Source organism: Stenotrophomonas sp. YJH_SMC_48-3 (assembly GCF_059369375.1).
In genome coordinates this window covers 211,551-231,700 of record NZ_JCAFSQ010000006.1, presented here as the reverse complement: position 1 = coordinate 231,700, position 20,150 = coordinate 211,551, and the positions used below count along the sequence as shown (strand labels likewise).

Annotated in this window: 16 protein-coding genes, 1 tRNA gene and 1 pseudogene; 11 read left to right on the top strand and 7 right to left on the bottom strand. The window is 66.1% G+C overall.

Annotation, left to right across the window (positions count from 1 at the left end; genetic code table 11):
• The first annotated feature begins 36 nt into the window (after positions 1–36).
• The 7 genes from AC5P65_RS12040 (at position 37) to AC5P65_RS12010 (ending at position 8,518) form a co-directional block, all read left to right on the top strand.
• Positions 37–984 (top strand): bifunctional riboflavin kinase/FAD synthetase, encoded by a 948-nt coding sequence (locus tag AC5P65_RS12040; RefSeq protein WP_019659293.1) that lies wholly within the window; start codon positions 37–39, stop codon positions 982–984.
• Entirely contained in the window at positions 981–3,812 is a 2,832-nt protein-coding gene (ileS, locus tag AC5P65_RS12035; RefSeq protein WP_111099016.1) for an isoleucine--tRNA ligase, read from the top strand. Before AC5P65_RS12040 ends, ileS begins: the two co-directional genes overlap by 4 nt.
• The gene (lspA, locus tag AC5P65_RS12030; protein ID WP_111099015.1) at positions 3,812–4,336 is read left to right on the top strand and encodes a signal peptidase II; all 525 of its coding nucleotides are present in this window, start codon (positions 3,812–3,814) and stop codon (positions 4,334–4,336) included. The genes ileS and lspA overlap by 1 nt, the downstream gene beginning before the upstream one ends.
• Positions 4,337–4,363: 27 nt before the next feature.
• Complete coding sequence (gene ispH, locus AC5P65_RS12025; protein ID WP_019659291.1) at positions 4,364–5,314, top strand: 4-hydroxy-3-methylbut-2-enyl diphosphate reductase; 951 nt, start codon at positions 4,364–4,366, stop codon at positions 5,312–5,314.
• A gap of 116 nt (positions 5,315–5,430) precedes the next feature.
• A complete protein-coding gene (locus tag AC5P65_RS12020; protein WP_180876095.1) occupies positions 5,431–7,314 on the top strand; it encodes a M61 family metallopeptidase in 1,884 nt (627 codons plus the stop codon).
• Positions 7,311–7,988 (top strand): lysoplasmalogenase, encoded by a 678-nt coding sequence (locus AC5P65_RS12015; protein ID WP_021202454.1) that lies wholly within the window; start codon positions 7,311–7,313, stop codon positions 7,986–7,988. Before AC5P65_RS12020 ends, AC5P65_RS12015 begins: the two co-directional genes overlap by 4 nt.
• Before the next feature lie 23 nt (positions 7,989–8,011).
• Positions 8,012–8,518: a hypothetical protein gene (locus AC5P65_RS12010; RefSeq protein WP_019337508.1), complete on the top strand. Its 507-nt coding sequence runs from the start codon at positions 8,012–8,014 to the stop codon at positions 8,516–8,518.
• 116 nt (positions 8,519–8,634) lie between these two features.
• Here the strand turns inward: AC5P65_RS12010 and AC5P65_RS12005 are convergent, their stop codons facing one another.
• Genes AC5P65_RS12005 through AC5P65_RS11985 form a run of 5 tightly spaced genes read right to left on the bottom strand, consistent with a single transcriptional unit; the run spans position 8,635 to position 14,624 of the window.
• Entirely contained in the window at positions 8,635–9,342 is a 708-nt protein-coding gene (locus AC5P65_RS12005) for a hypothetical protein (RefSeq protein WP_021202455.1), read from the bottom strand.
• A complete protein-coding gene (locus tag AC5P65_RS12000; RefSeq protein ID WP_111099012.1) occupies positions 9,339–10,295 on the bottom strand; it encodes a hypothetical protein in 957 nt (318 codons plus the stop codon). The genes AC5P65_RS12005 and AC5P65_RS12000 overlap by 4 nt, the downstream gene beginning before the upstream one ends.
• A gap of 47 nt (positions 10,296–10,342) precedes the next feature.
• A complete protein-coding gene (locus AC5P65_RS11995; protein WP_021202457.1) occupies positions 10,343–13,138 on the bottom strand; it encodes a TonB-dependent receptor plug domain-containing protein in 2,796 nt (931 codons plus the stop codon).
• Positions 13,139–13,149: 11 nt separating this feature from the next.
• Positions 13,150–14,118, bottom strand: a complete 969-nt coding sequence (locus AC5P65_RS11990; RefSeq protein ID WP_180833016.1) for a DUF4880 domain-containing protein — start codon at positions 14,116–14,118, stop codon at positions 13,150–13,152.
• The gene (locus AC5P65_RS11985; protein ID WP_111099011.1) at positions 14,115–14,624 is read right to left on the bottom strand and encodes an RNA polymerase sigma factor; all 510 of its coding nucleotides are present in this window, start codon (positions 14,622–14,624) and stop codon (positions 14,115–14,117) included. Before AC5P65_RS11985 ends, AC5P65_RS11990 begins: the two co-directional genes overlap by 4 nt.
• A 255-nt stretch (positions 14,625–14,879) precedes the next feature.
• On the opposite strand from AC5P65_RS11985, the pseudogene AC5P65_RS11980 reads away from it, so the two are divergent.
• The 3 genes and pseudogenes from AC5P65_RS11980 (at position 14,880) to AC5P65_RS11970 (ending at position 17,742) form a co-directional block, all read left to right on the top strand.
• Positions 14,880–16,515 (top strand): annotated as a pseudogene (locus AC5P65_RS11980) (autotransporter domain-containing protein).
• A 97-nt stretch (positions 16,516–16,612) separates the two neighbouring features.
• Positions 16,613–17,608 (top strand): 2-hydroxyacid dehydrogenase, encoded by a 996-nt coding sequence (locus AC5P65_RS11975; protein WP_111099010.1) that lies wholly within the window; start codon positions 16,613–16,615, stop codon positions 17,606–17,608.
• A gap of 58 nt (positions 17,609–17,666) precedes the next feature.
• Positions 17,667–17,742: transfer RNA gene (locus AC5P65_RS11970), tRNA-Thr, on the top strand.
• 67 nt (positions 17,743–17,809) lie between these two features.
• Here the strand turns inward: AC5P65_RS11970 and AC5P65_RS11965 are convergent.
• Together AC5P65_RS11965 and AC5P65_RS11960 are read right to left on the bottom strand one after the other, a co-directional pair.
• Positions 17,810–18,142, bottom strand: a complete 333-nt coding sequence (locus AC5P65_RS11965) for a hypothetical protein (protein WP_058979897.1) — start codon at positions 18,140–18,142, stop codon at positions 17,810–17,812.
• 13 nt (positions 18,143–18,155) lie between these two features.
• Positions 18,156–18,791 (bottom strand): GyrI-like domain-containing protein, encoded by a 636-nt coding sequence (locus AC5P65_RS11960; protein ID WP_111099009.1) that lies wholly within the window; start codon positions 18,789–18,791, stop codon positions 18,156–18,158.
• A gap of 316 nt (positions 18,792–19,107) precedes the next feature.
• Between AC5P65_RS11960 and cyoA the strand changes: the two genes are divergently transcribed.
• Positions 19,108–20,148: a ubiquinol oxidase subunit II gene (gene cyoA, locus AC5P65_RS11955; RefSeq protein ID WP_014646391.1), complete on the top strand. Its 1,041-nt coding sequence runs from the start codon at positions 19,108–19,110 to the stop codon at positions 20,146–20,148.
• Positions 20,149–20,150: the final 2 nt, after the last annotated feature.

Below are 20,150 nucleotides of genomic sequence, written 5' to 3'. Positions count from 1 at the left end.
GAAGCGGCGGCCCCGGTCGGGCCGGAACGAGAGTTGATGAGCAGGCTGTTCAGAAGCGTGGAGGGCGGGGCGCTGTTCCCCAACGGAAGCGTGGTCTGTATCGGTGCATTTGACGGCCTCCACCTGGGCCATCGTGCGCTGGTGCGCCACGCGGTTGCCCGCGCGCGCGCCTTGGGCGTGGCCGCAGTGGCCGTGGCATTCGAGCCGCTGCCGCGTGAATTCTTTTCCCAGGGCACGCCGCCACCGCGGCTGACCCTGGCGCGCAGCAAGGTCGAGATCCTGCGCGAGCTCGGTGTGGATGCGATCGGACTGCTGCGTTTCGACGCGGCGATGGCAGCGATGCCGGCCGAGGATTTCGTCCACCGGCTGCTGGCCCACCGCCTGGGCGCACGCGAAGTGTGGATCGGCCCGGAGTTCTGCTTCGGCAACCGCCGCCGTGGCGACCTGGCCCTGCTGCAGAAGATGGGCGCTGCACTGGGCTTCACCGCGGGCGAGATCGAAGCGGTGGATCTGCATGGCGAGCGCATTTCCAGCACCCGCATCCGCCAGCTGCTGCAGCAGGGCGACTTCGCCCGTGCCAACGACCTGCTGGGCCGTCCCTACGCGATCAGCGGCCGGGTGGTGCGCGGTCGACAGCTTGGCCGTACGCTGGGTTTCCCCACTGCCAACCTGCGTTTCCCGAAGACGCCGGCGCTGTCGGGTATCTACGCGACCTGGGTGCATGGTGTGTTCGACCAACCGTGGCCATCGGTGTCCAGCTTCGGCACGCGGCCGACGGTGGAGGGCGTGGAGCCGCTGCTGGAAGCCCACCTGTTCGATTTCCAGGGTGACCTGTACGGTCGCCACATCGACGTGGAATTCGTCGCCAAGCTGCGCGACGAAGAGAAGTTCAATGATCTGGCGGCGCTGACCGACCAGATGCACCGCGACGCCGAACAGGCGCGCGCCATCCTTTCCGAACATAGATTGCGAGCCACTGCGTGAGCCAGGACTACAAGACCACCCTGAACCTGCCAGCCACCGAATTCCCGATGCGCGGCGACCTGCCCAAGCGCGAGCCGGGCATTCTGGCGCGGTGGGAAGCGCAGGGGCTCTACCAGCAGCTGCGCGACAACGCCGCCGGCCGCCCGCTGTTCGTGCTGCACGACGGCCCCCCGTACGCCAACGGCCGCATCCACCTCGGCCACGCGGTCAACAAGATCCTGAAGGACATCATCGTCAAGTCGCGCTACCTGGCCGGCTTCGATGCGCCCTATGTGCCGGGCTGGGACTGCCATGGCCTGCCGATCGAGATTGCGGTGGAAAAGAAGTGGGGCAAGGTCGGCACCAAGCTCGACGCCGTCGAATTCCGCCAGAAGTGCCGCGAGTTTGCCGAAGAGCAGATCAACATCCAGCGCGTGGACTTCAAGCGGCTGGGCGTGACCGGTGACTGGGACAACCCGTACAAGACCCTGAGCTTCGACTTCGAAGCCAACGAGATCCGCGCGCTGTCCAAGGTCGTGGCCAACGGTCACCTGGTGCGCGGCGCCAAGCCGGTGTACTGGTGCTTCGACTGTGGCTCGGCGCTGGCCGAGGCCGAGATCGAGTACCAGGAAAAGGAATCGCCGGCGATCGACGTGGCCTACGCCGCGCGCGATGCCCAGGCCATCGGCCAGGCGTTCGGCGTGAGCGTGCCGGCCGACGTGGAAGTGGCCGTACCGATCTGGACCACCACCCCGTGGACGCTGCCGGCCTCGCTGGCGGTGTCGCTGGGCGCGGAGATCCGCTACGTGCTGGCCGAAGGCCCGGCGCACAACGGCAAGCGCCGTTGGCTGGCGCTGGCTGCGGCGCTGGCCGAGCGCGCACTGCAGCGCTACGGCGTCGAGAACGTGGTGCTGCACGGTGAAACCACCGGCGCGGCGCTGGAGAACCAGCTGCTGGCGCACCCGTTCTACCCGGAGCGCGAGATCCTGGTGCTCAACGGCGACCACGTCTCCGACGAGGACGGTACCGGTGCGGTGCACACCGCCCCCGGCCACGGCCAGGAAGACTTCGTGGTCAGCCAGAAGTACGGCCTGCTGGACAAGTACAACGCCGGCCAGGTGACCCCGATCGACGGTCGTGGCGTGTACCTGGAATCGACCCCGCCGGCCGGTGACGTGGTGCTGGCCGGCCAGCACCTGTGGAAGGCGCAGGAGGCCATCGTCGGCGTGCTGCGCGACAACGGTTCGCTGCTGGCGTTCCATCCGATCCGCCACAGCTACCCGCACTGCTGGCGCCACAAGACGCCGGTGGTGTTCCGCGCCACCCCGCAGTGGTTCATTTCGATGGACAGGGCCAACCTGCGCAACGATGCGCTGGCCGCCATCGACACCGTCGGCTGGTTCCCGACCTGGGGGAAGGCGCGCATCCAGAGCATGGTCGACGGCCGCCCGGACTGGACCATCTCGCGCCAGCGCACCTGGGGCGTGCCGATCGCACTGTTCACCCACCGGCAGACCGGCGAGATCCATCCGCGTTCGGTGGAGCTGATGCAGCAGGTCGCCGACCGCGTCGAAGCCGAGGGCATCGACGTGTGGTACTCGCTGGATGCCGCCGAACTGCTGGGCGCTGAAGCCGCCGACTACGAGAAGGTCACCGACATCCTCGACGTCTGGTTCGATTCGGGCGTGACCCATGAAGGCGTGCTCGCCGCGCGTGGCTTCGGCAAGCCGGCCGACCTGTACCTGGAAGGTTCCGACCAGCACCGCGGCTGGTTCCAGTCCTCGCTGCTGACCGGCGTGGCGATCGACAAGCGCGCCCCGTACAAGCAGTGCCTGACCCACGGCTTCACCGTGGATGAGCACGGCCGCAAGATGTCCAAGTCGCTGGGCAACGGCATCGAGCCGCAGGACATCATGAACAAGCTGGGCGCGGACATCCTGCGCCTGTGGATCGCCTCGGCCGACTACAGCAACGAGATGTCGCTGTCGCAGGAGATCCTGAAGCGCAATGCCGATGCCTACCGCCGCCTGCGCAACACCGCACGCTTCCTGCTCGGCAACCTGGACGGCTTCGACCCGGCGCTGCACCTGCAGCCGCTCGAGCAGATGGTCGCGCTGGACCGCTGGATCGTGCATCGCGCGTGGGAGCTGCAGGAGAAGATCAAGGCGGCCTACGACGGCTATAACATGGCCGAGATCGTGCAGCTGCTGCTGAACTTCTGCAGCGTGGACCTGGGCTCGCTGTACCTGGACGTGACCAAGGATCGCCTGTACACGATGCCGACCGATTCGCACGGTCGCCGTTCGGCACAGAGCGCGATGTACCACATCGCCGAAGCGTTCACCCGCTGGGTCGCGCCGATCCTGACCTTCACCGCCGACGAGCTGTGGGGCTACCTGCCGGGCGAGCATGCTGGCCATGTGCTGTTCACCACCTGGTACGACGGCCTGGCGCCGCTGCCGGCCGATGCCCAGCTCAACGCCGCCGACTTCGACCAGCTGCTGGCCGTGCGCGAACAGGTGGCCAAGGTGCTCGAGCCGATGCGGGCAAACGGCGCGATCGGTGCCGCACTGGAAGCGGAGATCACCATTGCCGCCAGCGAGGAGCAGGCCGCGCGCTGGCAGCCGCTGGCCGATGAACTGCGTTTCCTGTTCATCAGTGGCGACGTGCAGGTGCGCCCGGCGACCACCGACGAGGTGTTTGTCAGTGCCCAGCCGACCAGCAAGGCCAAGTGCGTGCGCTGCTGGCACCACCGCGCCGACGTCGGCAGCAACGCCGATCATCCGGAACTGTGCGGCCGTTGCGTAAGCAACGTGACCGGCGCCGGCGAAGTGCGGAGCTGGTTCTGATGGCCGCGCCCCGTCCGCATCCGAACGCCCTGGTCTGGCTGCTGCTGTCGGCCGCCATCATCGGCCTGGACCAGTGGTCCAAGGCCTGGGTGCTGTCCAGCCTGCCGGAGTTCCAGCCGGTGGTGGTCATCGACGGCTTCTGGAACTGGTACCGCACCTACAACACCGGCGCGGCATTCAGTTTCCTGAGCGACGCCGGTGGCTGGCAGAAGTACTTCTTCACCGCACTGGCGATCGCCATCAGCGGCCTGATGGCGTGGTGGCTGCGCGGCACCGCGCGCGGCAACTGGAAGGCCGCGGTGCCGTATGCGCTCATCATCGGCGGCGCCATCGGCAACGTGATCGACCGCCAGGTGCACGGCCACGTGGTCGACTTCATCCAGTGGTACGTGGGCAGCTACACCTGGCCCTCGTTCAACATCGCCGACTCGGCCATCGTGGTGGGTGCCATCGGCATCGCCCTGTTTGGCCTGTTCGACGGCAGGTCCGCCAAAAAGGCGGATAATGCCAATCCGAAACCGTAAGCCGGCCGCTGCCGGGAGATTGAACTGATGGATGTGCTGCTCGCCAACCCGCGTGGTTTCTGTGCCGGTGTCGATCGTGCGATCGAGATCGTCAAGCGCGCGATCGAAACGCTGGGCGCGCCCATCTACGTCCGCCATGAAGTGGTGCACAACCGCTTCGTGGTCGACGACCTGAAGCAGCGCGGCGCGATCTTCGTCGAGGAACTCGACGAAGTGCCGGACAACAACACGGTGATCTTCAGCGCCCATGGCGTGTCCCAGGCCGTGCGCCAGGAAGCCGAGCGCCGTGGCCTGAAGGTGTTCGACGCCACCTGCCCGCTGGTGACCAAGGTCCACTTCGAAGTCGCCCGCCACTGCCGTGCCGGCCGTGACGTGGTGTTGATCGGCCACGCCGGTCACCCGGAGGTGGAAGGCACCATGGGCCAGTGGAACCGCGAAGCCGGCACCGGCCAGATCTACCTGGTGGAAGACGTGGAGCAGGTTGCCACGCTGCAGATCAACCAGCCGGACAACTTCGCCTACACCACCCAGACGACGCTGTCGGTGGATGACACGCGCGGCATCATCGATGCGCTGCGCGAGCGGTTCCCGGCGATGCAGGGCCCGAAGAACGACGACATCTGCTACGCCACGCAGAACCGCCAGGATGCCGTGCGCGATCTGGCCAAGCGCTGCGACCTGGTGCTTGTGGTCGGTTCGCCGAACAGCTCCAACTCCAACCGCCTGAGCGAGCTGGCCCGCCGTGAAGGCGTGGAGTCGTACCTGATCGATGGCGCGCACGAGATCGACCCGGCGTGGGTGGCGGGCAAGCAGCACATCGGCGTGACCGCTGGCGCCTCGGCGCCGCAGGTGCTGGTCGACGGCGTGCTGGCACGCCTGGCCGAGCTGGGTGCCAGTGGCGTGTCCGAGCTGGACGGCGAGCCGGAATCGATGGTGTTCGCGCTGCCGAAGGAACTGCGCCTGCGCCTGGTCGACTGACCGGGAAAGGCCTCATCCACGCATGGCGTGGATAAGCACATCCATGACCTTTGGCCATGGGGCCGGCCATCGCACAGGCCTAGCATCGGAGGATTCTCCGATGCTGGAAGTTGCCGATGAAGACCCGTGCCCTGGCGATGTCGTTGCTGTTCGCGCTGGCCGCCACGCCCGCGCTGGCGCAGGCCTCGCCATCGGGTGATGCCGCAGCCCCAGGCCTGCTGCGCATCGATGTGGATGCACGTGACCTTGCCCGTCGCATCTTCAAGGTGACCGCCACCGTGCCGGTCAAGCCCGGTCCGGTCACCCTGCTGTACCCGCAGTGGATTCCCGGGAACCATTCGCCCACCGGCCCGATCGACAAGCTGGCCGGCCTGCGCGTGACCGCCAACGGCAAGCCGCTGGCCTGGCAGCGCGACCAGTACAACGTCTATGCGTTCAAGGTGGACGTGCCCGAGGGCGTCAGCGAGATCGTCGCCCACTTCGATTTCCTGTCCTCGCAGGGCGGCAGCCAGGGGCGGGTGGTGATGACCCCGGAAATGCTCAACCTGCAGTGGAACGCCAATTCGCTGTATCCGGCCGGCGTAGATGCGCGCAACCTGCAGGCGCAGGCCAGCGTGACCCTGCCCAAGGGCTGGTCGTTTGCCACGGCGCTGGAAACCGCGCACCGCGACGGCGATACCGTGGTGTTCAAGCCGATCTCGTATGACCATCTGGTCGATTCGCCGTTGTTTGCCGGCGAGCACTACCAGCGCATCGATCTCGATCCGGGCGCGAAGGTGCCGGTGCACCTCAATGTGTTTGCCGACGAAGCCAAGTCGCTGAAGCCGACCGACGCGCAGATCACGATGCACCGCGCGCTGGTGCAGCAGGCCGACAAGCTCTATGGCGCGCGTCACTACAACCATTATGAATTCCTGCTGGCCTTGACCGATCGTCTTGGCGGCATCGGCCTGGAGCATCACCGCTCCAGCGAGAACAGCGCCGACCCGGGTTACTTCACCGAGTGGGACCGCAACGCGTGGATGCGCGATCTGCTGCCGCACGAGTACACCCATTCCTGGAACGGCAAGTACCGTCGCGGTGCCGACCTGGCCACTGCCAACTTCAACGTGCCCATGGGCGACAGCCTGCTGTGGGTGTACGAAGGGCAGACCCAGTTCTGGGGGCAGGTGCTGGCGGCACGCTCGGGGTTGTGGTCGGCTGCGCAGGCGCGCGACATGCTGGCCAATGTGGCCGCGACCTATGACCGTGGCCGCCCCGGCCTGGCCTGGCGTCCGCTGCAGGACACCACCAACGACCCGACCATCGCCCAGCGTCGCACGCTGCCGTATCGCAACTACCAGATGAGCGAAGACTACTACTCCGGCGGCCAGATGCTGTGGCTGGAAGTGGAAGGCAAGCTGCGCGAACTGAGTGGCAACCGCCGCAGCCTGGATGACTTCGCGCGCGCCTTCTTCGGCGTCGGCAATGGCGACTGGGACGTCAACCCGTACACCTTCGACGACGTGGTCGCGACCTTGAACGGCATCGCGCCGTACGACTGGGCGACGTTCCTGCGCGGGCGCCTGGACGGCCACGGCGCGTTGACCGGTGGCCTGGAGCTGGCGGGCTGGAAGCTGGTCTACCGCGATACGCCGAACGATGCCTACAAGGCGCAGGAGAAGCGCGCCAAGGCCGCATTGCTGGCGTACTCGCTGGGTGCGACGGTGCTCGACAACGGTACGGTCGGCGACGTGATCTGGGACAGCCCGGCCTTCAACGCCGGCTTGGCGCCTGGCATGAAGGTGATTGCCGTTGGCGGCCGCGAGTACAGCAGCCAGCGCTTGAAGGACGCGGTGGCTGCGGCGGCGAAGGACAAGGCGCCGATCGTGCTGCTGGTGAAGCAGTTCGATCGGATCGACACGATGAACATCGACTACCACGGTGGCCTGCAGTACCCGGTGCTGGAGCGCATTGCCGGAAAGCCTGACCGCCTTGCGGAGCTGTGGAAGCCACGATGAAGCCGCGCGCCGGCGATGGCGTGATCCTGCTGATGGCGATCCTCGCCATCATCGGTGCGTTCCTGGACGGTGACGGGCGCTGGCTGCATTGGCTGGCGAAGCCGGCGACCACGCTGCTGATCGCGGCCATCGCCTGGCGGGTGCGTGATCCTGCGCAGCCGACCTACCGGCGCGCGGTGCTGGCCGGCATGCTGCTGTCGTGCGTGGGTGACATCGCGCTGATGCTGCCGATGGACGCGTTCGTACCGGGGCTGGTGGCGTTCCTGCTGGCGCACCTCTGCTACATCGTGGCCTTTCGCGATGGCCTGCGTGCCGGACGCGGCCTGCTCGCCGCCAGCGTCCTGCTGGCGGCCTTTGCCGTACTCAATGTGCTTGGCCTGTGGCCGCACCTGCCGGTGCCGATGCGTGTGCCGGTGCTGGCATACGTGGTGGTGCTGGCATCGATGGCAGCGCTGGCCCTGGCACGGCAGTGGCGCAGCCCGCAGCCCGCTGCCGTGGAAGCCCGAAGCGCCCGCTGGGCCGCGGCAGGTGCGTTGCTGTTCGTCGCCAGCGATTCCCTGCTGGCCTGGGACCGCTTCACCGGCGGCCTGCCGCTGGCCAGCGTGCTGGTGTTGTCCACGTACTATGGCGCGCAGTACGCCATAGCCCGTTCAGTTTTGCCTGGTCATCGCTAGCCTGGCCTCGTTATGATTTTCTGATGGCTAGGGGAATCAACGCGCTGTTTGCAGTTATCGATGCCATCCGGGCGGAGTGGTCAAAGCCTCGGGTCGCCATGCATCAGCATGGGGCGTGTCCTTTCCTGCTTCGATCCTTCTTCGTAGAACGTGGTGCTGCAATATCAGAAGACCGGCGATTACAGGGCTGCCCAGCGCAGTTGCTCGCATTCTGGAAGGTGTACGCTTCGGCGGAATTGTTCAAGGACGAGCAATTCGGTCAATGGGGCATGGAGATGCTCAGCGTCGAGGATGCACACGTTCAGACGACCTTCCTCGCTGGTTCGCGTCCGTTGGATTTCCGGAGCGGCGATGTCGTATTTGGCCGCTTCTACGGCGACTCAGATCTACTGGTGATGAACGCCTTTGGTACGGTGCTGGTCTGCCTGCCTTTGGACGAGCGAAAAGATTGGCCTGAAGCATCGGACTCGCTTGCAGGCTTCCTATCCCGGCTGCATGAAACCCAAGGTTCCAAGTACTGGGAGTTGTGATCCATCGAGGGTATCCGCATTGGCTGCCGGCTGGTTCAAGTCTTCTCGTCAGCGAACAAATGGCCTTGCTCTACCTGCTGGAGTAACGGCTGCCAGAGCTGGATGGGTCGCGTTGCCTACTGACGGCTTACGCCGCGGGCGTTGCCCTGTGCGTCGAACTGCAGGCGTACGGATTCGCGGTCACCGGCCACTTCGTCCGGCAGCCACACCAGCTTGCCGCCCTTGCGCACGATCACATACACGTGGCCGACTTCGGATGCGGGGTTCTGCAGGGCATTGCGTTGTTCCTGCAATGCCTGCGCCACGCGCGGCACGGCCTCGAAATCGATGCTGGCCAGGGATGTGCTGCTGCGCTGCAGGCTGATGGTCGGCGCGAACTGCTGCGGGTTCACTGGATTGCCCTTGCGCCATTGGCCACGCTCGAAGTGGTAGCTGTCGACGTGGGTCGGCTGCTGCGGGTCGACCAGGTCCAGGTTGATGCGGCCATCGTCGTAGAAGTGGATGCTGTGGAACACCGTCAACCGGTGCCCGGACAGTGCAGGCATCTGTTCCAGTGCCTGGCGGGCGGCCAGCAGGTAGTCCGCATCGAACAACCGGTTGCTGCGTTCGGGAACCGGCATTGATCGCGGTTCGGGAATCGGGGCGAGCGAAGCGGGCCTCTCGCGCGATGGCGGCATGGTGATCGGCGCAGTCGCGCGGTCAGCCTGCACCGAATGCCCCAGTGTTTCGCCTATCGTCTGCAGCGCACCACCGGCAACGGCGGCGCCGGCCAGCACCAGCAGCACGGCGGAAAATACCACGGGTGTGGAAGGCGGCCGCTTCATACAGCCTCCAGGCGCACATTGCTGCGGTCATGCGGGTCGTACAGCAGCGTGACCTGCTCGCGTGGAACGTTGGCCAGCTCGATCAACGGGATGAAGCGGCGCACGCTCACCTGCTGTATGCCACCTTCGCGGTCGGTGTATTCCAGCTGGAACTCCACCTGCGGCTGTTCGTTGAGGTAGGTGCCGGTCTGGCGCACCTTCAATACCCGGGCCTCCACACCGATGCCGTGGTACTTCAGCGCGTCTCCGCGGGCATCGGCGTGCAGCAGGCGGCCGAGCAGGCGCAGGACCAGGGCGTAGCCGCACAACACCAGCGGGCACACCAGCAGTGGGTGGCCGAAGGTCAGGAAGGTCCAGCCCAGGCCCTCGCTCTGCAGCCGGTAGGCCAACACATAGGCAGCGGCAACGGCTCCGATGCCGAGTGCTGCACCGATGCCACGCCGCCACAGGCTGGCGACATTCAGTTCGGGCTGGGCGCCGTCCAGTACCACGTTCGGGAACGCGCCCGGCACCCGGCTCAGGCGTGCATCGACGTGCCTGCCGACGCCGAAGCGCTGCAGTTGCGGCTTGCTGTCGACTACCAGCAGCAGTTCGCGGATCGGCGTGCCGGACAGGTTCTTGAAGGACAGCTGCAGTTTCCATTGCGCGAAGCCACGCACCTGCACGCCGGTCTGTTCAGCGTTTTCGATCAGCGCATCGCGTGGTTCGCCATCGGCGAGGATCGAGCGAACGCGATGCAGGGCGCGTGGTGGGCCGAGCAGCAGGAAATGCAGGAACGCGAACAGCAGAGCGAGCCATGCAGCGAGCGACAGTGCCAGCAGCAACAGTGCCAGCCACGGTGCACTGCGATCAGCCAGCGCCACCGGCCACGAGGTGCCGAAATAGAGAATGCAGGGGAAGGGCAACGCGAAGAACAGCAGGAACGCGCCCCAGAACCAGAGATAGGCCTTCATGGGGGGAGGTGGCAGACCGGTGGAACAGGCCGCGTAGGTTACTACGCTCAGCGGAACTGCAGGGTAAGCAGGTAGTAGCGGCCGAGCGGATCATCCAGCCCCGGCATCTGCCCGCCATTGCCGACCAGGTAGTTCACCGGTTGCGTGTCGAGCACGTTGTGCACGTCCAGCGCCGCGACGACGCGCGGGCCGAGGCGGCGTGCCAGGTGCAGGTTCCAGCGCAACTGGCGCGGATTCATGCAGTGGTTCTGTTCGGCCTGATCCTGCGGGCATTCGGCCCCCGGCAGCCAGGCACGGGTGCGACCGACCTGGTTGCCGCGCAGGGCGACGTCCCAGTTGCTGTTCTGCCATTGCGCGTTCAACACCGCAGCCAGTTCGGGTGTCACATGGCCGCGCAGGTCCACGGCGGCCCCGTGGTCACGGCGCCGACGCAGTTCCTGCTGCTTCAGCGCATCGAGTGAGAACAACCATTGGCCGTTGCTGCCGCTGTCGATGCGGTATTCGCCACGCAGGACCCAGTTGCGGGAGGTGGTGCGGCCGATGTTGTCGAACGACAGGCGCAGGCTGCTCAGGTAGCCGTCGTCATCCAGCTCCCAGGTACTGCGATTCCACACCGCATCGCTTGGCTGCAGGGCGAGGATCTCGTTGCGCAGTTCCACGATGTTGTGGGTCAGCGACAGCGAAAACGTGTCGTTGGGTGTCCATGTGGCGGCCAGCGAATGGCTGCGCGATCGCTCGGCCTTCAGTGCATCGTTCTCAACCACGTTGGCCGTGACGCTGCAGCCGCCACTGGCCGTGGCCATTGCACATTCAGGAAGGGCACTGGACACCGGAAGCGTGATCGACCCGAAGTAGCCCGGGGGGCGCCGTTGCTCGAACAGGCTCGGCGCACGGTAGCCGCGTCCGCTGGCCAGCAGGAACGACCAGTGAGGCGTCGGGGTCCAGCGCAGTCCGGCACGTGGCGAGAACGCCATGAAGCCGTCGTCGCGGTCCCAGCGTGCGGCCAGGTCCGCGCGCAGCGTGGGTGCCAGTGGCAGGCCCAGCTCGGTATAGACACCGCTGCTTTGCCGCGACAGGCGGCGTTGCTGCTGCGGCAAACCCAATGCAAGGTCGCCCTGGCTCAGCAGCGCATCCGGATGCGAGGTCCAGCGCTCATGGCGCAGGTCGATGCCGGTCGCCAGTTGCGCATTGCCCCCAGCCATCGCCATCAGCTCACGCTGCACGCCCCACCAGCCCTGCCACTGTGCAGTGCTGCCGCGGTTGCGGATGGATGGGAACAGCGCGTCCATATCGGCTGCCGGCGGTGCGTCGAAGCCGGGAATGAACCTGCGTGCCTGCGTTGCTTCAAGCAGCAGCGCCGTGCGCACCGTGCCTGCCGTGGACAAGGTGACTTCGCTGCGCTGCGCACTGATGCCGGCTTCCCAGCTGCGCCGGCCCTGGTCACGTCCGATGCCGAAGGTGACGTCCGTATCGGTGGCGCGGACCTTGGGACGCACGTTGCCGGCCTCACGCAGCACACTGTTGAAGGTGATGCCCCGCGACACCACCGCAACGGCGGTCGGGCCCAGGTCGAAGCGCTGGCGGTTGTGACTGGCCCGCACCTCGGCATAGGCATAGCGTCCCTCACCCCGTTCGTGCCGGTAGCGCAGGTAGGCCGACGCGGTATCCGAGGCCGGTTGCAGCGAACGCGGCCGGGCGCTGTCGAACCAGCAGCCGTCCTCGCGCCGCTCCAGGGGCGGCTCGCAGCGCCGCGCGGGCACGTACCAGTTGCCGAGGATCGCGCCGATCGGATACAGCGAGGTTTCCGCATGCCAGTCACGTTGGTCACCGGCGACATGCTCGACACGGTGCAGATCGAGACCGGCAAACCAGCGGTCTCCGTTGCCACGTGCGCCGCCCGTGGCGGCCTGCAGGCGGTACTGGCCCGCGTCGCCACGGCTGCTGAGTCCGGTCTGCAGCATGGCTTCGGGCCCATCGGCCTGGTCGCGCAGGATGATGTTGACCACGCCGGACATGGCATCGGCGCCATAGATGGCCGAGGCACCGCCGCGTACCAGTTCGATGCGGTCGACGAAGCTCAGCGGAATGCCGCCGAGGTCGGTCAGCCCACCCTGTTCCAGCGACACCATCGGATAGCGCGGCAGGCGCCGGCCATTGACCAGGAACAGCGTCGCCCGCGGTCCCATGCCATCGAGGCTGGTGGTGGCCGCTGCACCCACCGGCAGGTACTGCGAATCGCCGCCGCGCGAGGTGCTCATGGCAGGATGGCCGTTCATGCCGGGCAGGTGCCGCAGCAGGTCGAACAGGTTGCCGTAGCCACTGCGCAGGATATCGTCACGATCAATGGTGGTGACCGGCAGCGTGGTCTGCACCGAAGAGCGCGGCAGCCGGCTGCCGGTGACGTGGATGGGAGCCAGTTCCACCTCGTGCGGCGTGTCGGCGGACCTGGGAGGCAGGCGCGGCAGACGCGGGGCGGTGAACGCTGCCGGCGGCTTGGCAGGCTCGGCATGGACCCGCCGCACGACAAAAGCACCCGAGGACGTGCGCAGGATGTTCACCGGCAGGCCGGCAACCAGTTGCTTCAGCGAAGCCCCGGTATCGCGCTGGCCACGGGTGCCATCGGTGCGCAGACCCTCCAGTTCACGTGCGTCGAACAGCAGGGCGGTGCCACTCTGCCGGGCCCATTGCTGCAGTGCCGGTACCAGTGGGCCGGCGCCCACGTCGATCGCCAGCGTGCCTGCGGGCGTGCCGGCATCGGCCATCGGTACTGCGGCAACGCCCAGGGCAAGGCATAGCAGGGCCCGGAGCAGCCCCCACTGCAGCGCACCCGGACCTGCCTTCACTGCCGGTCTCCTCAGTATGTGCGGCGCAGTTCCAGCGCGCCATCCGGACGCGTCTGGCCAGCCACGGACCACCCCAGTTCCAGCGCCGACAGCAGTTCCTGCGCATCGCCGGCACGGAAGGTACCGCTCACGGCCAGGCTGGCGATCTCAGGATCGGCGATCACCAGCGGCGTGCGGCCGTAACGGTTCATGCGTTCGACCACGATCGACAGGGGGGTGGCATCGAACACCAGTTGCCCCTGCAGCCAGCCTTCAGCGGCGGCAGTGGAGGAGAGGGCAGGGCCTGGCTGGATACGGCCGGAAGGCAGAACCTGCAGCTGCTGGCCGGGCGCCAGCGTGTGCTGCGCTGCGCCGCTGCTGACTTCGACGGCACCTTCCAGCAGCGCGACCTCGACCAGGCCGTCGCGCAGGCGTTCCACCTGGAAGGTCGTGCCGATGTCGCGGATCGTACTGTCGCCGGCGCGCAGTTGCAGCGCCTTGTTCGACGGTGCGACCTGCAGTTGCAGCCGGCCCTGCTCCAGCACCAGCTCACGATGGCGCCAGCCGAAGCGGGCGCGGAGAGTGGTGCCGGCATCCAGCATGGCGACGCTGCCATCGGCCAGTGTCTGCTGCTGTGGCTGGTGCGAATCATTGGCGTAGACCTGTGGCGTCGGGTTGCCGTCGACGGCAGCCATCCAGCCGATGCCGATCGCCATGCAGACACCGGCAGCAGCGGCCACGCCCGGCAACCAGCGCCGGCGCGGCGGACGCGCCGCGCGTGCCGCAGCGGTCCGCAGCCAAGGGTCAGCCGAAAGCCCAGCGCCCTGCTGGAACAGGGTTTCGGCCTGCACCCAGGCTTTGACGTGGGCCGGATCTTCGGCCAGCCAGTCCTCGAACGCTTCGCGTTCGGCCGACGTGCAGTCCGGGGCTTCCAGGCGGGCTACCCAGGCGCTGGCGCGTTCAAACAGCTGTGCATCATCCCTGTGCGGGGTGCCACTCATTGGCCGTCCCTGTCGTTGTGCAGCGGATCCGATCCCAACTCCTGACGCAGGCCCTGCAGGGCGCGGGCGATATGTTTTTCCACGGTCTTGGCAGTAATTCCACAATGCCGCGCGATCTGCGTGTAGCTCATGCCGGTGATGCGGTTGAGCAGATAGACCTCGCGTGCGCGTTCGGGCAGCTTGAACAGGGCCTGCCGCAGCAGGGACAGCATCTGCCCTGACTCGGCCTGGCGCAATGGATCGGGCGAGGAACTGGACGGTTCGTCGCTGCCATCGTGTTCGGCCAGCGGCAGATGCGGCCGCGACAGCGGTGAGCGGCCGCGGTCTGCCAGGCGGTTGCGGGCGATACGATACAGCAGCAGGCGCAGTTCGTCCGGGCCCTGTGCGCGGTAGCGGATCAGCCGCTCCATGCAGTCCTGCGCGATATCCTCCGCATCCTCAGGCCCAACCCCCCGCGTGCGCAGGAACGCGCACAGCGGTGCGCGCTCTTCGCGCACGAACGCGATGAAGGCATCCGCAGGTGCGGGTAGCTCCGGCGCGCGATGGAGCAGGGGAGACGGGCTGGACAGGGCTGGCCTCGACGGTGGGTGGCGAATGCGTCGTCGAGTTTTACGCGACGATGACCGGATGGGGAAGAGTGTGCATCGATCGAATTCCCATTGTGAATGTATTCATTTTCCAGGATCCGTTCCACTGGGGGAGATCATCCCGCTGCGGCGTTGATCGCTCCATCCGCGTGTTGCGGGTGGAGAGAGAAACACATGAAGTACTCGACGTTGAGCCTGGCCCTGGCCGGGCTGATGGGCGTTGCCGCCATAGCCGTGGTGGATGACGTCATGGCAACGAATTAATCACGTGCAGGGCGATCGCATCTTCCTGAGTGGAGATGTGACCTACGCCGACGCGGTGTCCCTGCCGGCATTGCTGGCCAAGGCACAGGCCGAAGGCCGGCCGGTCCGTGAGGTGGTGCTGCGTACGTCCAATGGTGGCGCGTTGATCGCCGGGGAGTGGCTGCAGGGCATCATCCGCACCTCCGGGCTGAACACCATCGTGTCCGGCAATTGCATCTCATCCTGCTCGATCATGCAGTCCGGCGGCGTCGAGCGCTATCTGGCCGGCGATCTGCCGCTCATCGACTCGGTGCAGATCCACGCAGCCAGCAGCGGCGGCAAGGTGATCTACACGCCGTCGCCGCGCATGACCCAGATCTATAGCGGCAACTACGGTGGTGGCATGGATGCCGGGCTGCTGCACAAGGCCATGTATGAAGTGGTGAAGCCGAACGGCCTGCTGGTGTTGCGCGTTCCGGCACGCGGCACCGGTCCCTCGGTCACCTTCGACCCCGATGGCAGTGGCAGCAAGCTGGAGTCGTTCCCCGGCCAGGACATCTACAGCAACAGGATCATCACCGCATACGGGTACCGCGATCCGGGCGACACCCTGAACGTCACCGCCAACGTGACCGGTGACATCAATCCCGGCTACCTGCGCACCGGACGCCAGCTGCAGGCGTTCGTCGATGATGATTTCGCGCGCTGGAATACCGACTGGCGATCCACCTACATCAATGTCGCACAGAGCATCTACACCGCATCCAGCCGCGGCCCGCAGGGCATCGGTGCGCTCTCGGTGCAGGGTTACCTCAGTGACCCGGACATCCAGGACCTGTTGCTGTCCAAGCTGCGGCTGGCTGATCTGGATGTCTCCACGCTGGACAACGCCAAGGCCAGCGATGGCTCTGGTTTCACCGGAGATGTGCGCGCGCTGGACGTGGGCGGCTACCTCGATGCGACGTACGCGCGCGGCTATCTGTCGGCGGCCGTGCGCTACACCGATCTGCGGCATGACACCCGTCGCAGTATCGGCGGTATCGATGGCCTGCAGCAGCCCCTGCGCGCGAAGTACAGCAACGATGCGATCTCCGCACGTGTTGAACATGCGTTCTCGTTCACCACCGGCAAGGGCCTGGTGATCCAGCCGTTGCTGCCGGTGGTGGACTACGCGCGCACTTCGGCCACCCGCTTCAACGAAGGGCAGGGCGCCGGTGCGCTGGTTGGCCGCAGTGGCAGCCTGGAGAGCATCCGCGTGGGTGCGGGCCTGCAGCTGTTCAAGACCTTCGAAGGCAACAACGGTGAGCGCATCACCCCGCGCGCCCGGGTGGTCTGGCAGAAGGAGCTGGGCGATTCGCAGGCCCGCTACAGCACCGGCTTCGCCGCAGCTCCGGATCTGGTGTTCGGCGCCAGCAGCCAGGCGGTGGGCGAGCAGGTGCTGGCCTGGAACCTGGGTGTGACCAGCCGTGCCAGCGAGCGGCTGTCGATCATGGCCGATTACGTGGGCGAGCGCCGCGACGGGCAGATCCAGAACGGCGTGATGCTGGGCCTGGGCTACAGGTTCTAAGTGGCACCCGGCACCGGCGATGACGGCATCGCCGGTGCCATCCCAACGCGGGCGCTGCTGCGGTATGGTCGGTATGGCATTCCACCCAGGCCCATCCATGCAGATCGCCGTCTTCAGTGCCCGTCCCTACGACCGCCGTTTCCTTGATGAGGCGAACCAGCGCGATGCGGCTGGGGACGGCTTTGCGTTCGTGTACTTCGATGTGGCGCTGGACGTGCACACGGCGGCGCTGGCGCAGGATTGCGCAGCCGTATGCGTGTTCGTCAACGACCGCCTGGATGCGCCGGTACTGCACGCCCTGCATGCGGTGGGGGTGCGGGCCGTGCTGCTGCGATGCGCAGGTTTCAACAACGTGGATCTGGCGGTTGCAAAAGCGCTGGATCTGTTCGTCGCACGCGTACCGGCCTATTCGCCTGAAGCCGTGGCCGAGCATGCGCTGGCGCTGGTGATGACCCTCAACCGGCAGACCCATCGCGCCTACAACCGGGTGCGCGAAGGCAACTTCATGCTCGATGGCCTGCTCGGGCGCACCCTGCATGGCCGCACCGTGGGCATCGTCGGTACCGGCAAGATCGGCCTGGCCACTGCGCGCATCTTCAAGGGCATGGGCTGCATCGTGCTGGGACACGACCCGTATCCGTCGCCGGCCTTTGCCGCGGTGGGCGACATGGTGGGGGTGGACGAACTGCTGGCGCGCGCCGACATCGTGTCGCTGCATTGCCCGCTGACGCCTGAGACCCAGCATCTGATCAACGACGCCTCGCTTGCGCGGATGAAGACCGGCGCGATGCTGGTCAACACCTCGCGCGGCGGGCTGGTCGATACCCATGCGGTGATCCGCGCGCTGAAGTCACGGCGGCTGGGTCATCTGGCCATCGACGTCTACGAGCAGGAAAGCGCGCTGTTCTTCCAGGACCTGTCCGGCGAGATCATCGACGACGAGGCCTTCCAGCGCCTGATGACCTTCCCCAACGTGCTGGTGACCGGCCACCAGGGCTTCTTCACCGTAGAGGCGCTGCAGGAGATATCGGCAATCACGCTGGGGAACCTGCGGGATTTCGCCGAGGGGCGGGTGTGTGCGAACCGGGTGTAGCGGGCTGAGCCGGGTGGATTGACCGCCGGGGCGCCCAGCCCGTAAAATCGCGGGCTCCGCCGGAATAGCTCAGTTGGTAGAGCGGCGCATTCGTAATGCGTAGGTCGCAGGTTCGACTCCTGTTTCCGGCACCAGTTGCAATGAAAAAGCCCCGGCCTTTGGCCGGGGCTTTTTGTTTGACCGATTAGCGGCGCGACGCCATCAACGCCGCGCCATCCCCGCATCCTTCGCCAGCCACCACGCCAGCTGCCGGAGATAACCACCCGCTGCTCCCGCCAATGCGCCGATCAGCAGGCGTGCGAGCACTCTGGTCCCGCGGCTGGCCCGCTCGCGTACCCATGGCAGCACCGCGACCACCTGCGCACCCAGCAACAGCATCAGTACGTCCAGTCCCGACGCATCCACCAGCGGCAACAACGGCAGCAGATCCGGATTGCAGGCCAGCACGATCACCAGCGTAGCCCCAAGCACGGCCATCAGCCGGCGCCCGGCGGGCAGGGTGGTCCAGCGCAGCAGTCGTTCGATCATGCGCATGACGTTCCTCGGGTCATGCGCGAGAACCCTCGTCAGGCCCAACCGCCCGCACCGGTTGCCGCAGCACGGTCTTCAATCTCGCCGCGTCGGTCTTTCGCGGATCACTCAGGTAGATCTCATGGTGGGGGCCGGCAAAGGTGTAGCCCAGCGAAGGCATCAGTTCGTCGTGCAGATGAGCCAGGATCGGGCCTTCGTCATCGTAGGCGCCCACATGCAGGGTCTGCAGGCAGAGGCCTTCCTCAAGCACCCTATGACGAAGGCCAGCCGGTGTCTCGCCCAGCTTCTTCGTCGCCTTGGCGATGGCGGTCTCCAGTTGCCCTGGGCTGATCCCATCCGGCGTACGGATCATCACCGTCCACGACCACTCGTCCTTGCGGCGTGCCACAAAGCTCGCCGGGTCGTCGGCGGTCCAAAGCGCTTCCAGCGGCGGCACTACGTAGTCACGGCCCTCGGCCTTCAGCGCGAACTTCAGTGCATAGCTCACTGCATACAGCCACTGCACCGACTGCAGGTAAGCCGGGGCGGTATTCGGGTCGCCGCGGCCGTCGATCATCAGGTAGGGCAACGGTGGCACCTCCACTTGGACGAACCGGCCTGCCGGGGGCTGGTACAGCGCCCGGTCGCGCTTCTTGAAGTCGATATTGTCCATGGCGTCCCTCCTGCCTGGAGCATCCCATGTTCCTGTCTGTCCGCGCACCTGAATCTGTTCAGGCGACTTTGCCGAGCGCGGCGGATCACCGGCCGATGCCATCGTGCGTGCGCGGTGCGACAACGTGTCGCAGCCAGAATCGGGCCTTTCCTGCGCTCGATCAATGTCAATGCCTTTCTTAAATGATGGGTGACGGCCTAAAATTGAAAGGCTGACTCGACCCCACCTGCCTGCCTGTCTTCCGGACCGGTGGGACCGGCTTTGGCCGGAACAGGCAGGGACGGGGAACGGCATTCCCTCGCAATTGGATCGACCGATGATTCCGTTGAAAACCCTTGGGCGCTGGTTGCGCCCGGGCCTGCTGCTGTCGTTGCTGGTGATGCTCACCGGCTGCGATGCCGTGGCCATCCTCAGTCCGAAGGGCCAGATCGGCCAGGATGAGAAGACCCTGCTGATCACGGCCACCGTGCTCATGCTGCTGGTCGTCATCCCGGTCATCATCATGACCCTGACGTTCGCGTGGAAGTATCGCGCCTCCAACACCAAGGCCCGCTACGAGCCGAAGTGGTCCCACTCGACGGCGATCGAGGTGGTGGTGTGGTCGATCCCGTGCATGATCGTGCTGGTCCTGGCGGTCCTGACCTGGCGCTCGTCGCACGCACTGGATCCGTACCGTCCGCTGGATTCGGACGTCAAGCCGGTCACCATCGAGGCGATCTCGCTGGACTGGAAGTGGCTGTTCATCTATCCGGAAGAGAAGGTGGCGGTCGTCAACGAAATCAAGTTCCCGGTCAACACGCCGCTGAACTTCAAGATCACGTCCGATTCGGTGATGAATGCGTTCTTCATCCCGCACCTGGGCAGCATGATCTACTCGATGGCTGCGATGGAGACCAAGCTCCACCTGATCGCCAACGAGACCGGTGAATTCCCGGGCATGTCTTCGCACTACAGCGGCGCGGGCTTCGCCAAGATGCACTTCACCGCCTACTCGGTCACCGATGCCGAATACCGCCAGTGGCTGGACCAGGTCCGCGCCGGCGAGCAGACCCTGGACAAGGCCTCGTTCAAGGCCCTGGGCGAAGCACGCAACGCCGAGTGGTATCCGGTCACCTACTTCGGCAAGACCGAAGAAGGCCTGTTCGACTGGGTCATCGCCAAGCACATGGGCGACAACAAGCATTACGGCATGAAGCACTCGCATGCCGGTGCCGCCGCTGCCGACGCCGCCACCCATGAAGCGCACGAGGGCCACGCCCCCAGTGATGCGCATGATTCCAAGGAATCGGGTGAAAACTTGGATGCCAACGAACACGAACACGCAGGCCATGCCGGCCACGCGGGTTCGGGAGAATGAAC